The 12,976-nt window shown below is 69.9% G+C and carries 10 protein-coding genes; 9 read left to right on the top strand and 1 reads right to left on the bottom strand.

What is annotated here, in order from left to right; genetic code table 11:
* The first annotated feature begins 22 nt into the window (after positions 1 to 22).
* The gene (locus MTES_RS01840; RefSeq protein ID WP_013583468.1) at positions 23 to 844 is read left to right on the top strand and encodes an aldo/keto reductase; all 822 of its coding nucleotides are present in this window, start codon (positions 23 to 25) and stop codon (positions 842 to 844) included.
* A 6-nt stretch (positions 845 to 850) separates the two neighbouring features.
* Here MTES_RS01840 and MTES_RS01835 read toward each other — a convergent pair whose 3' ends face one another.
* Positions 851 to 1,660: a DUF1206 domain-containing protein gene (locus MTES_RS01835; protein WP_013583467.1), complete on the bottom strand. Its 810-nt coding sequence runs from the start codon at positions 1,658 to 1,660 to the stop codon at positions 851 to 853.
* Between the two features lie 78 nt (positions 1,661 to 1,738).
* Here MTES_RS01835 and MTES_RS01830 point away from each other — a divergent pair, with 78 nt between their 5' ends.
* The 8 genes from MTES_RS01830 to MTES_RS01800 all read left to right on the top strand — a co-directional run bounded on the left by MTES_RS01830 (position 1,739) and on the right by MTES_RS01800 (position 12,971).
* Positions 1,739 to 3,574, top strand: coding sequence for a lipase family protein (locus MTES_RS01830; protein ID WP_013583466.1), 1,836 nt, complete (start codon positions 1,739 to 1,741; stop codon positions 3,572 to 3,574).
* An 86-nt stretch (positions 3,575 to 3,660) separates the two neighbouring features.
* Positions 3,661 to 6,156: a glycogen/starch/alpha-glucan phosphorylase gene (locus MTES_RS01825; protein WP_013583465.1), complete on the top strand. Its 2,496-nt coding sequence runs from the start codon at positions 3,661 to 3,663 to the stop codon at positions 6,154 to 6,156.
* A 147-nt stretch (positions 6,157 to 6,303) separates the two neighbouring features.
* Positions 6,304 to 6,906: an HD domain-containing protein gene (locus MTES_RS01820; protein WP_043360896.1), complete on the top strand. Its 603-nt coding sequence runs from the start codon at positions 6,304 to 6,306 to the stop codon at positions 6,904 to 6,906.
* A 120-nt stretch (positions 6,907 to 7,026) separates the two neighbouring features.
* Entirely contained in the window at positions 7,027 to 8,016 is a 990-nt protein-coding gene (nusA, locus tag MTES_RS01815) for a transcription termination factor NusA (RefSeq protein ID WP_013583463.1), read from the top strand.
* Positions 8,017 to 8,049: 33 nt separating this feature from the next.
* Positions 8,050 to 8,301 (top strand): YlxR family protein, encoded by a 252-nt coding sequence (locus tag MTES_RS18745; protein WP_080575337.1) that lies wholly within the window; start codon positions 8,050 to 8,052, stop codon positions 8,299 to 8,301.
* A gap of 93 nt (positions 8,302 to 8,394) precedes the next feature.
* Positions 8,395 to 11,178: a translation initiation factor IF-2 gene (gene infB / locus MTES_RS01810; RefSeq protein WP_013583462.1), complete on the top strand. Its 2,784-nt coding sequence runs from the start codon at positions 8,395 to 8,397 to the stop codon at positions 11,176 to 11,178.
* Positions 11,179 to 11,378: 200 nt separating this feature from the next.
* Positions 11,379 to 11,870: a 30S ribosome-binding factor RbfA gene (gene rbfA, locus MTES_RS01805; RefSeq protein ID WP_013583461.1), complete on the top strand. Its 492-nt coding sequence runs from the start codon at positions 11,379 to 11,381 to the stop codon at positions 11,868 to 11,870.
* Positions 11,871 to 11,993: 123 nt separating this feature from the next.
* Complete coding sequence (locus MTES_RS01800; RefSeq protein WP_013583460.1) at positions 11,994 to 12,971, top strand: CPBP family intramembrane glutamic endopeptidase; 978 nt, start codon at positions 11,994 to 11,996, stop codon at positions 12,969 to 12,971.
* Positions 12,972 to 12,976: the final 5 nt, after the last annotated feature.

The raw sequence follows: 12,976 nt of genomic DNA, 5'->3' as shown, positions 1-12,976 counted from the left end.
GGTCGCGGGTAGCGTGGATGCCATGATCTCGGCCCCCCGCCTGTCGCTGTCCGACGGCTCCACGATCCCGCAGCTCGGCATCGGCACGTACAAGGTGCCCGCCGACGTCACCGCCGATCTGGTCGAGGGCGCGCTCGCCGCGGGCTACCGTCACGTGGACACGGCCGCCCTGTACGGCAACGAGACGGAGGTCGGCCAGGGCCTGCGCGCCTCGGGCCTGGACCGCGACGAGGTCTTCGTCACGACCAAGGTGTGGAACGACGACCAGGGTTTCGACGAGACCCTGCGGGCCTTCGACGCCAGTGCCGCGAGGCTCGGTCTCGACCGGGTCGACCTCTACCTCATCCACTGGCCCATCCCCAGCGCCGATCGCTACGTCGACACCTGGCGCGCGCTCATCCGGCTGCAGAAGGAGGGCCGGGCGACCTCGATCGGCGTGAGCAACTTCGCGATCCCGCATCTCGAGCGCCTGCGCGACGAGACGGGCGTGCTCCCGGCGGTGAATCAGGTCGAGCTGCACCCCCGGTTCCCCCAGAACGAGCTGGTGGACTGGGATGCCGAGAACGGCGTCGTGACCCAATCGTGGGCGCCGCTCGCCCGTGGTGGCCTGCTCGACGAGCCCGCGCTCGCCCGGATCGCCGAGAAGTACGGAAAGACGCCGGCACAGGTCGTGGTGCGCTGGCACCTCGATCGCGACCTCGTGGTGTTCCCGAAGTCGGTGTCACTCGACCGCATCCGCGAGAACGGCGACGTCTTCGACTTCGCCCTCGACGCCGACGATCACGCCGCCATCGCGACCCTCGAGACGGGCGAGCGCACGGGACGGGACCCCTCGCTCGACTGAATCCGGTCAGGCGTCGAGGCGCGCGTAACGGGCACGGAAGATCGTGAAGACCCCGTAGGCGAGGAAGCCCAGACCCACGAGGGCGGCGAGCAGCGGACCCGCCGGCAGCGCCATGAGCGCCGACACGGCCCCGTCGAGGCCTCCCGCGGTGTCGGGTTCCACGCGGATCGCGGCGACCACCACCAGCACACCGACCACCCCGAGAGCGATCCCCTTCGCGACGAATCCCACGGCGCCCAGGGCGCTCAGCGCGTGTCCCGCCGCACCGTCGGGGATACGCACCTTGCTGTGGAACGAACGCCGGACGCCCATCCAGACGAAGCCGACGCCCACCGCGGCGACGACCAGCCCCGCCGTCCCGAGCACGAATCCACCGATCGGGAGGCTGAGGACGCTCTGACTGACGTCTTCCGTCGTCTGCTCCGCGCGTGGCCGCGCCCCGAGGGCGACCGCCGCCGAGATCACCCCGATGACCACGAACACGATGCCCTGCGGCGCCTCCGCGGCGATGCGCGCGACCCGTTTCCGACCCGGCAGCCCCCGCGGGGCGACGGCCTGCAGCACGTGCCAACCGCCCAGGGCGACCAGCCCCGCGGCGAGGGCCCAGAGGGCGACGGCCCCGAGCGGAAGGGCTGCGACGGCCCGGAACGCGCCCGTCTGATCCGAGTCCTCCGCGGCACCGAAGCCGACGGCCAGCACGAGGCCACCGACGAGAAGATGCAGGATGCCGTTAGCCACGTAGCCCGCTCGGGCGGCGACGCGGAACGCGGGGTTCGCCTCGGCCTCGCGAGCGGCGGAGCGGGCGGAAGACGGCATCCCGGAACCGTATGCGCTTCCGCGACGGAAGGACAGCCGGTTGCGCGCGGCGTCCGAGGCGCTGTTTATCATGGCCTGATGCCCGCATCCCGCCGACCGCTCGTGCGCCGGTGGAACGCCCTTCCCGCGCTCACGCGCAACGCGCCGCCGCGGGTGCTGCTCATCGTCGGCGCCGTGGTGGTGCTGCTCGGGGCACTGATCGTCTCGCGCCCACTCACCTCGATCGTGCTCCTCGGCGTGTACGTCGGAGCCAGTGCCGTGGTCATGGGCGTGTTCGAGCTCTTCGGCCGTTCCACGCGGTGGTGGGCGCGGGCTGTCGCGATCGCCTGGATCGTCGCGGGGATCGCCGTGCTGGTGTGGCTCGGACGCAGTCTCGAGCTCCTTCCGTCCGTCCTCGCCGTCCTGCTCGTGATCGGCGGTCTCGCCTCGGTCGGACGCGCCGTGACCGGCGGTGCCGTGAGCGCGCGCGTGCTCTCGCTCGCGTGGGGCGTCGCGCAGATCGCCTTCGGCGTACTGTCGTTCACCTGGCCCGATGTCACGGTCCTCGTGCTCGCCGTCGTGTTCGGTGTCCGCACGATCGTGTTCGGCGTCGGTGTCTTCGCGCGCGGGGTGGGCGGCATCCGTCGTCGTCCTCGCGCCACACCGTTCGATCCCGAGCGCGCGGTCCGTCGTCGGCGGCGCCGCGCCCGATGGACCGCGGCCGGACGCTACGCCCTTTCCCTCGTGCTGGTCGCCACCGCCGCGGGCGGGTGGTGGGTGAACGACTGGCTCCACGAGGGGGCGCCCGTCGTGGACGCGTTCTACAACCCGCCCGCCGAGGTGCCGGGCGGTCACGGACGGTTGATCCGTTCCGCCGCCTCTCCCTGGCGTGCCCCGCAGAACGGTGACGTCACGCGGATCCTGTACACGACACGGGATGCCGTGAGCCGCCCCGCCGTGGCGAGCGCCATGGTCATCACGCCCAAGGATCCGCCGCCCGGCCCACGCCCCGTCATCATCTGGAACCACGGCACGACCGGTGTCGCGCAGGGCTGCGCCCCGAGCCTGCGCGACTCGACGGCCACGCGCTGGGCGATACCGGCCCTCGAGCAAGCGCTGAAGGCCGGGTGGGTGGTCATCGCCTCCGACTTCTCAGGCCAGGGCGCCCCCGGCGCCTACCCGTACCTGATCGGCAAGGGGGAGGCCCGCTCGTCGCTGGACGCGGTGCTGGCCGCGGCCGAGCTCCGCAGCGATTTGACGCTCTCGCCCGACACCGTGGTGTGGGGGCACTCCCAGGGCGGGCACGCGGCCCTGTGGACCACCGCGATCGCGAAGGACTACGCGCCCGGGATCGACGTGCTCGGCACTGCGGTGGTGGCCCCCGTCGCCGACCCGCCCGCTCTCGCGCGGGAGCTGCTCTCGGGACCGCCGAACGCCATGCTCTCCGTCATCACGTCGTGGGTGCTGGTTCCGTACTCCGAGACCTACGCCGACGTGCACCTCGACGACTACATCGCGGAGGGGTCGCGCTCGATCGTGCTCGAGATGACCCAGCGGTGCCCCACCGAGCCCGGCGTCGTCGTCTCGGTGCTCACCGCGCTCGGCGTCTCGGAGGACCGTCCGCTCTACAACGCAGACCTCACCGACGGAGCCCTCGGCCGACGCCTCGCCGAGAACGCCATGATCGAGCCGCTCGGCACCCCGATGCTCGTGGCGTGGGGTGCGGACGACGAGGTCATCCCGCCGAAGCTGCAGCGGGACTACATCGACAAGCTCTGCGCCGAGGGCCAGCCGGTTCGCTGGGCCAGCTACGCCGGGTACGACCACCTGCGTCCGATCCTGCCGAAGTCGCGCTTCCTGCCCGTGCTGTTCGACTGGACCGAGAACCTCATCGAGCGCAAACCGCAGGTCGTCGACGGGTGCGGTCTGCGCTGACCCGCAATACGGCGTCCGGGTGAAGATCATGTGTCGGGGCCATTGCCGTCTTGGCAGGGTGGTGCGGGACTGATTACGGTCGTTAGGTGCCCGACAAAAGCTCAGAGCTCCGCCCGACTCACCCGCTGGCCATCGCGCCCGTCGTCGCTCCGGCGGCCTCGGTCGACGGCTTCACGAAGCAGTTCCTGCAGAACCTGAACTTCGACCAGGGCGTGACGCTGTCGACCTCCGACGTCAACGACCAGTACCTGGCCCTCGCCTACACCGTGCGCGACTACCTGATGGCGCGCTGGTTCGACGACCGCGCGAATCAGAAGACGCAGCAGGCGAAGACCGTCTGCTACCTCTCGGCCGAGTATCTGCTGGGGCGTCAGCTCGACAACAACCTCCTCGCCGCGCGCCTGACCGACATCGCCACCGAGGCGCTCGCGCAGTGCGGCATCGACATCGAAGACCTGCGCCAGGTCGAGATCGAGCCCGGCCTCGGCAACGGCGGTCTGGGGCGCCTCGCCGCGTGCTTCATCGACTCGCTCGCGACGATGAGCGTCCCCACCATCGGGTACGGCATCCGCTACGAGTACGGCATCTTCCGCCAGGCCTTCGCCGACGGACAACAGATCGAGCAGCCCGACGCCTGGCTGCGCATGGGGTCGCCGTGGGACTTCGCGCACCCCGAGGCCGCGCAGACCATCTCGTTCTCGGGTCACACCGAGACCTACGACGACGAGGGCGTCGAGCGCACGCGCTGGGTGCCCGAGTGGAACGTCCTGGCTGTGCCCTACAACATGATGGTCCCGGGCTACCACAACGGCCGCGTGAACACCCTGCGCCTGTGGCGCGCGGTCGCGACCAATGCCTTCGACCTGCACACCTTCAACTCGGGTGACTACGTCGAGTCGGTGCGCGCGCAGACCTTCGCCGAGAACATCTCGAAGGTGCTGTACCCCGAGGACTCCACGCCTCAGGGCAAGGAATTGCGCCTGCAGCAGCAGTACTTCTTCGTCGCGGCATCCATCGCCGACTTCATCGAGAACGTCCTGCCCGACGACTTCGCCCTCGAGAACCTCCCCGAACGCGTGATCTTCCAGCTCAACGACACGCACCCCGTCATCGGGGTGCCCGAGCTCATGCGCGTGCTCGTCGACGAGAAGAAGCTCGAATGGGATGCCGCGTGGGCCATCACGCAGAAGTGCTTCGCGTACACGTGCCACACGCTCCTCCCCGAGGCGCTCGAGGTGTGGCCGGTCGACCTGCTCGGCCGCCTCCTGCCGCGCCACCTCGAGATCATCTACCGCATCAACGACGAGTTCCTCCTCGAGGTGCGCGAGCGCTTCGGCGACGACGAGATGCTCATCCGCAACATGTCGATCATCGGCGAGCACCCGTACCGCTCCGTCCGCATGGCCTACCTCGCCACGGTCGCCGGTTCCAAGGTCAACGGCGTCGCCGAGCTGCACTCGCAGCTGCTGCGCGACAACGTCCTCAAAGACTTCGCCGCGATGTGGCCCGACAAGTTCACCAACGTCACCAACGGCGTCACGCCGCGCCGATTCCTTCGCCTGGCCAATCCCGAGCTGTCGGCGCTCATCACCGAGGCGCTCGGCGCCGGGTGGACCGTCGACCTCGAGCGCCTGCGGGGGTTGGAGGCCTTGGCCGACGACGCCGACTTCCGGGAGCGCTTCGCCGCGGTCAAGGCGTCGAACAAGCGCCGTCTGAGCCACGTGCTCGAGGCGCGCGGGGAGGCCCCGCTCGACGACGGTCACATGCTCGACGTCATGATCAAGCGCCTGCACGAGTACAAGCGGCAGACGCTCAAGGTGCTGCACATCGTCAGCACCTACGAGGGGATCGTCTCGGGGCGCCTCGACGTGGATGCCGTGCAGCCGCGCACCTTCCTCTTCGGGGCGAAGGCCGCCCCCGGGTACGGCATGGCCAAGCGCATCATCCACCTCATCAACGCCGTGGGCGAGGTCGTGAGCGCCGACGAACGCGTCAAGGGCAAGCTCAAGGTGCTCTACCCGGCGAATTACAACGTCACCCTCGCCGAGAGCATCATCCCCGCCGCCGACCTGTCGGAGCAGATCTCGCTCGCCGGCAAGGAGGCCTCGGGCACGGGCAACATGAAGCTGGCCCTCAACGGTGCCCTCACCATCGGCACCGACGACGGCGCGAACGTCGAGATCCGCAAGCTCGTCGGTGACGACAACTTCTTCCTCTTCGGCATGAGCGAGCCCGAGGTCGAGGCCCTGTGGGCCGAGGGCTACCGGCCCGCCGACTTCTACCAGGAGGACGGCGAGCTCCAGCGCGCGATCGACCTCATCGCCTCGGGCGCCTTCTCGGACGGCGACCGGTCGGTGTTCGAGCCGCTCGTGTCCAACCTCCTGTACGACGACCGGTTCATGGCGCTCGCCGACTTCCGGTCGTACCTCGACGCGCAGGATCGCGTCGACGCCGCGTACGCGGACCAGGACGGGTGGGTGCGCTCGGCCATCCTCAACGTCGCGCGCAGCGGGTACTTCTCCTCCGACCGCGCCATGCGCGACTACCTCGACCGCATCTGGCACGCCACGCCGATCAGCTGAGCGATTCCGGATGCCGGTCCCGGATGCCGGTTCCGGCGAGCGGCATCCTGTTCTCTGGCAGGAAGCCGCCGATCCGTGACCGCCGTCCACCTGCCGGTGGGCACGCGGGCGCGGCAGAGTGGGGGTCCACCCGAACCCGGAGGCCCCGTGCAGATCGCCGACATCCCCGTGCCCGACACGCTCGCCGCTCGCGGTGCCCTCGCCCTCGCGAAGCAGTACCAGTCACCCGCGATCACCGCCCACGCGCTGCGATCATGGCTGTGGGCCGAGGCCTTCGCCCGTGTCGACGGCATCGCCGGGATCGATCACGAGCTGTTGTACGTCGCCGCGGTGCTGCACGACATCGGCACGGTCACGGAGTTCGACAACCACACGATCTCGTACGAGCACGCGGGAGGTCACGTCGGCGTCGCCCTCACCGCCGGAGCCGGCTGGCCGCCCGAGCGGCGACAGCGCGTCCTCGAGGTCGTCGTGCGCCACAACTGGCCGAGCGTGAATCCGTCGATGGATGCCGAGGGCTACCTCCTCGAGACCGCGACCGCGCTCGACATCTCGGGAGCACGCCCCGACGACCTCTCCGTCGCCTTCGTAGCCGAGGTTCTCGCGGCCCACCCGCGCGGGGCGCTCGCCGCAGAGTTCGGGGCGTGCGTCCAGGACCAGGCCGCGCGCAAGCCGGACACGGCGGCTCGCCGGTTGGTCGACGGGGGAGTGGTGGCCAAGCTCGCGGCGAATCCGCTCGAGCTCCTCTGAAACCCCTGTGCGATGACATCCTGAGCACTCCTCGGGTCGCGAGGTGCACGGCATCCCGGGTATCGTAGGGGGGTTGTCGGCGCCGGTCGTGCCGACGAAAGCTGAACAACGGAGGGCCTTGTGGACATCGATCTCGCACTTTTGAAGACGATCGAACGCGAGAAGGAGATCCCCTTCGACGAACTCGCGCGCATCATCGAGCAGGCGATCCTCACCGCCTACGCGAAGCACATCTCGCCCAGCGGCGAGATCCCCGCGGGTGCTCGGGCCGAGCTCGACCGCAAGACCGGTCACGTGGGCATCTTCACGCCCGTGACCGACGAAGAGGGCGCCGTCATCGGCGAAGAGGAACAGGCCCCCGACGACTTCGGCCGCATCGCCGCGTTCGCCGCGAAGCAGGTCATCAGCCAGCGTCTGCGCGACATCGCGGATGACGCGGTGCTCGGGGAGTTCCGCGGCAAAGAAGGCGACATCGTCGCCGGCGTCGTGCAGCAGGGGCCGAACCCCCGCATGGTGCACGTCGACCTCGGCACGGTCGAGGCGATCCTCCCTCCCGAGGAGCAGGTTCCCGGTGAGACGTACGCGCACGGGTCCCGTCTGCGGGTCTACGTCACGAGCGTGTCAAAGGGCAACAAGGGGCCCCAGATCACGGTGTCCCGCACGCACCCCGGTCTCGTCCGCAAGCTGTTCGCCCTCGAGGTGCCCGAGATCGCCGCGGGTCTCGTCGAGATCGTGTCGCTGGCCCGCGAGGCAGGCCACCGCTCGAAGATCGCCGTGAAGGCGAACGACCCGACGGTCAACGCGAAGGGCGCCTGCATCGGCGAGCTCGGACGCCGCGTGCGCGCGGTCACCGAGGAGCTCGCGGGCGAGAAGATCGACATCATCGACTACGACGCCGAGCTGCCGCGTTTCGTCGCGAACGCCCTCTCGCCGGCCAAGGTGACCTCGTCGTTCGTCCTGGACGCTTCGACCAAGGCCGTCCGCGCCCTGGTGCCCGATTACCAGCTGTCGCTCGCGATCGGCAAGGAGGGGCAGAACGCCCGCCTCGCCGCGAAGCTCACCGGCGCGAAGATCGACATCCAGCCCGACAGCATCCTCGAAGACAACTGAGCGTCCGTCGTCCCGGTAGGCGCGAGGTGTAGGATGGATCCCGTACGAACGTGCGTCGGATGCCGCGCACGCGCCCCCCGATCTTCGCTTCTGCGTGTGGTCGCGGACGGGTCGGTCCTCGTCAGAGACGAGAGAGCGGTCCTGCCCGGGCGGGGAGCGTGGGTGCACGAGACGGACGCGTGCGTGACGAAAGCACTCACGCGTCGCGCCTTCGTACGAGCATTGCGTGTGTCAGGCCCGCTTGACACGCAGACCTTCGAATCAACCCTCCAGCGAAAAGGCTGAACGGCTATGGACACGAAGTGAACGGCTCGAAATGAGACCCGTCCGCAACTAACGGTCTGCCCTGTCCGGGGTAGACCCTCAGACAGGAGAATTGTGGCAAAACCACGCGTGCACGAGATCGCTTCCGAGCTCGGCGTCGACAGCAAGGTCGCGCTTGCGAAGCTGAAGGAGCTCGGCGAGTTCGTCAAGAGCCCCTCATCCACCATCGAGCCCCCCGTGGCTCGTAAGCTCCGCGCCGCCCTCGCGGCCGAGGGCTCTTCCGGATCCTCGGATGCCAAGCCCGCCGCTCCCGCGGCGCGCCCCGGCTCCGGCGCCCGCCCCGGTCCCTCGCGTCCCGCGGCGACCCCCGGCGCGCGTCCGTCGGGTCCCACGCCCGGACCCGCGAAGCCCGCTGCCCCGGCAGCCCCCGCTGCCGCGGAGGCGGCGCCCGCGGCATCCGCTCCCGAGCCTTCGGCTCCGGCGGCGAAGCCGACCACGCCGTCGGCGACCCCGTCGTCCCCGCCGAGCCCCGGCTCCACGGCTCCGAAGCCCGGCCCCAGCTCGCCCCCGCGTCCGGGTGGCGCGCGTCCGGGCAACAACCCCTTCGCCTCGTCGCAGGGCATGGGCCAGCGTCCCGCCGGTCCGCGTCCGGGTAACAACCCGTTCGCGTCGGCGCAGGGCATGGGTCAGCGCCCGACGCCCGGCAACATCCCGCGTCCGCAGGCTCCGCGCCCCGGCGCCCCGCGTCCCGGTGCCCCGCGCCCCGGTGGTGCCGGTCGGCCCGGTGGCGGCGGTCGTCCCGGCGCTCCGTTCCAGCAGCGTCCCGGCGGTCCCGGTCGTCCCGGCGGCGCCGGTGGCGGCTTCCAGCGCCCCGGTGGCGGTGCTCCGGCCGGTGGTTTCGCCGGTCGTCCCGGTGGCGGCGGTGGCCGTGGCCGTGGTCCCGGCGGTGGAACCGCGGGTGCCTTCGGTAAGGGCGGCGGCAAGTCCAAGCAGCGTAAGTCGCGTCGGGCGAAGCGGCAGGAGTTCGAGATGCGGTCGGCGCCGGTCGTCGGCGGCGTCAACGTCTCGAAGGGTAACGGCGAGATCATCCGCCTGCGCCGCGGTGCGTCCATCGCGGACTTCGCGGACAAGCTCGAGGCCTTGCGCGGGTACACCGTGCAGCCCGGCACGCTCGTGACCATCCTGTTCAACCTGGGCGAGATGGCCACCGCGACCGAGTCGCTCGACGAGGCCACCTTCGAGGTCCTCGGTGCCGAGCTCGGCTACAAGATCCAGATGGTCTCGCCCGAGGACGAAGACAAGGAGCTCCTCGAGGGCTTCGGTCTCGACCTCGATGCCGAGCTCGAGGCCGAGAGCGAGGACGATCTCGAGATCCGTCCTCCCGTGGTCACCGTCATGGGCCACGTCGACCACGGTAAGACGCGACTGCTCGACGCCATCCGCCAGACCAACGTGGTCGCGGGCGAGGCCGGCGGCATCACGCAGCACATCGGTGCGTACCAGATCTGGACCGAGCACGAGGGCATCGAGCGCGCGATCACCTTCATCGACACCCCGGGTCACGAGGCGTTCACCGCCATGCGTGCCCGTGGTGCGCAGGTGACCGACATCGCGATCCTCGTGGTCGCGGCCGACGACGGCATCATGCCCCAGACGGTCGAGGCGCTGAACCACGCCCAGGCGGCGAACGTGCCGATCGTGGTCGCGGTCAACAAGGTCGACAAGCCCGATGCCAACCCCGCCAAGGTGCGCCAGCAGCTCACCGAGTACGGTCTGGTCGCCGAGGAGTACGGCGGAGACGTCATGTTCGTCGACGTCTCGGCGCGACAGAACCTCAACATCCAGGCCCTCCTGGATGCGGTCCTGCTCACCGCCGACGCCGGTCTCGACCTCACGGCCAACCCGAACAAGGCGGCCCGCGGTGTCGCGATCGAAGCGAAGCTCGACAAGGGTCGCGGTTCGGTCGCCACGGTGCTCATCCAGTCCGGAACCCTCCGCGTCGGCGACGCGATCGTCGCAGGAACGGCCTACGGCCGCGTCCGCGCGATGATGGACGAGAACGGCGAAGCGGTCGAAGAGGCCTACCCGTCGCGTCCCGTGTCGGTGCAGGGTTTGAACTCGGTCCCGCGCGCCGGCGACGTCTTCATCGTCACCGAGGAAGACCGCACCGCGCGTCAGATCGCCGAGAAGCGCGAAGCCGCCGAGCGCAACGCCCAGCTGGCCAAGGCTCGCAAGCGCATCTCGCTCGAGGACTTCACCCGCGCTCTCGAAGAGGGCAAGGTCGAGTCGCTCAACCTCATCATCAAGGGTGACGTCTCCGGTGCCGTCGAGGCGCTCGAGGAGTCGCTGCTCAAGATCGAGGTCGACGACAGCGTCCAGCTGCGCATCATCCACCGCGGTGTGGGTGCGATCACCGAGTCGGACATCAACCTGGCCACGATCGACAACGCGATCGTGATCGGCTTCAACGTCCGCCCCGACACAAAGGCCCGTGAGCGCGCCGCCCGCGAGGGTGTCGACGTGCGGTTCTACTCCGTCATCTACAACGCGATCGACGACGTCGAGCAGTCGCTCAAGGGCCTGCTCAAGCCGGAGTTCGAAGAGGTGCAGTCGGGTGTCGCCGAGATCCGCGAGGTGTTCCGCTCCTCGAAGTTCGGCAACATCGCCGGTGTCATCGTGCGGTCGGGAACGATCACGCGCAACGCCAAGGCTCGCGTCATCCGCGACGGTGTCGTGCTGGCCGACGGCCTGGCCATCGAGTCGCTGCGTCGCTTCAAGGACGACGTCACCGAGGTGCGTACGGACTTCGAGGCCGGTATCGGTCTCGGCAAGTTCAACGACATCCAGATCGGTGACGAGATCGAGACCACCGAAATGGTCGAGAAGCCGCGAGGCTGATTCACTGGGCGGGGGTCGCGTCTTCGGGCGCGGCTCCCGCTTCGGCCTGCGGGGGTGTGCATCTCCCCGAGCAGAGCGGGGCCCCTACCCCGATGCTCGTGGAGACACACACCCCCTCCGCCCTACGCTGGGGGCGGCGTCCGTAGCCGGACGCCCACCTGCCGCGATCACTCGTGGCTGTATGAGAGAAGGAGAAGGCAGTGGCAGGGGAACGACAGGCCCGCGTGGCGGACCGGATTCGCGTGGTGCTCGCTGAGCGGCTCGAGAAGGGGCTGCGCGACCCGCGGCTCGGCTTCGTGACCATCACCGACGTGCGCGTCACGGGCGACCTTCAGCACGCGTCGGTGTTCTACACCGTCATGGGCGACGAGGCGCACCGCAACGACACCGCGGCGGCGCTGAAGTCGGCGACGGGCATGCTGCGCAGCGAGGTGGGGAAGAACCTCAACACGCGACTCACCCCGACCCTCGAGTTCATCCTCGACGCGATCCCCGAGAACGCCGACCACATCTCGGCTCTGCTGCGCGAGGCGCGCGAACGGGACGAGTCGGTCGCCGGTCTCGCCGCGTCCGCCACCTACGCCGGAGAGGCTGACCCCTACGTCAAGCCGCGCGAGGACGACGCCGAAGACGACGACGCGGAAGACGACGACGCCGAAGACGACGACGCGGAAGACGACAAGCGGGCCTGAGCCCGCGGATCACGCGGCCGGATGCCACCCCGAGGGGCTGGCATCCGGCCGTTCCGTCTGTCCGGCGCGAAGGTCCGTCTCGCGGGGGAGGTGCCCGTTCCTCCCCGGTTCTAGGTTCGATGCATGCACGTACAGAATCGACCTGATTGGCCGGCCCTCACCGTCTTCGCGGTGACGTCGCTGGCGCTGTCCTGGCTGATCGCCCTTCCCCTCTGGCTGGGCGGACGGGGGCTCGCCGACCCCTTCTTCGGGGTGGTCGCCGCGGGGATGATGTTCACGCCGGCCCTGGCGACCGTGGCGGCGCTCCTCGTGCAGCGTCGCACGCGGGGGCGACGAGGGGCGCGCGTCGTCCTCCGCGAACTCGGGATGTGGCCGCTGCGCCCCGCGGCACGGACGATCTGGACGTGCGTCGCCGTGATCTTCGCCGCTCCCGTCCTGGTGGCGCTCGGGCTTTTCGTGATGTCGGTCACCGGCATCCTGACTCTGGACCTCGTCGGCTTCTCGGGCTTCGCCCAGACCCTCCAGAGCGCCGTCCCGGCCGGAACGCCTCTTCCTCCGATGGGGGTGCTGGTGGTCGTGCAGCTCGCGACCATTCCGCTCGGGGCGTTGTTCAACGCGCCCCTGGCCTTCGGTGAGGAGCTCGGCTGGCGCGGCTGGCTGCTGCCCGCCCTCCGGCCGCTCGGAACCTGGCCCGCCCTGCTCATCTCCGGGGCGTTCTGGGGCCTCTGGCACGCGCCGCTCATCCTGCTGGGCTACAACTTCGCGGAGCCGAACGCCCTCGGCGTGCTGCTGATGATCGTCGGGTGCGTGCTGTTCGGCATCCTGCTCGGATGGACCCGCCTGCGCACCGCCTCTGTGTGGCCCGCCGTGTTCGCGCACGGAGCGTTCAACGCCTCGGCGGGAATGGTCGCGCTCTTCGTCGCCGCCGGGGCACCGACGCCCCCGTTGACGGTCATCTCGCCTCTCGGGGCGGTCATGTGGGGCGTCTTCGCCGTCGTGATCGCCGTTCTCGTTCTGCTCGGGCAGTTCCGTCCCGCGCGCCTTGCGGCGGAGCTGGGTCCCGATCGTCGGCCGGTGGGCGCGAGCGCCCCGGCGTCCTGAGGCGG

Source organism: Microbacterium testaceum StLB037 (genome assembly GCF_000202635.1).
Taxonomy (GTDB): Bacteria; Actinomycetota; Actinomycetes; order Actinomycetales; family Microbacteriaceae; genus Microbacterium; species Microbacterium testaceum_F.
The sequence above is the reverse complement of the archived record's forward strand: the minus strand, read 5'-3'. Positions and strand labels throughout refer to the sequence as shown.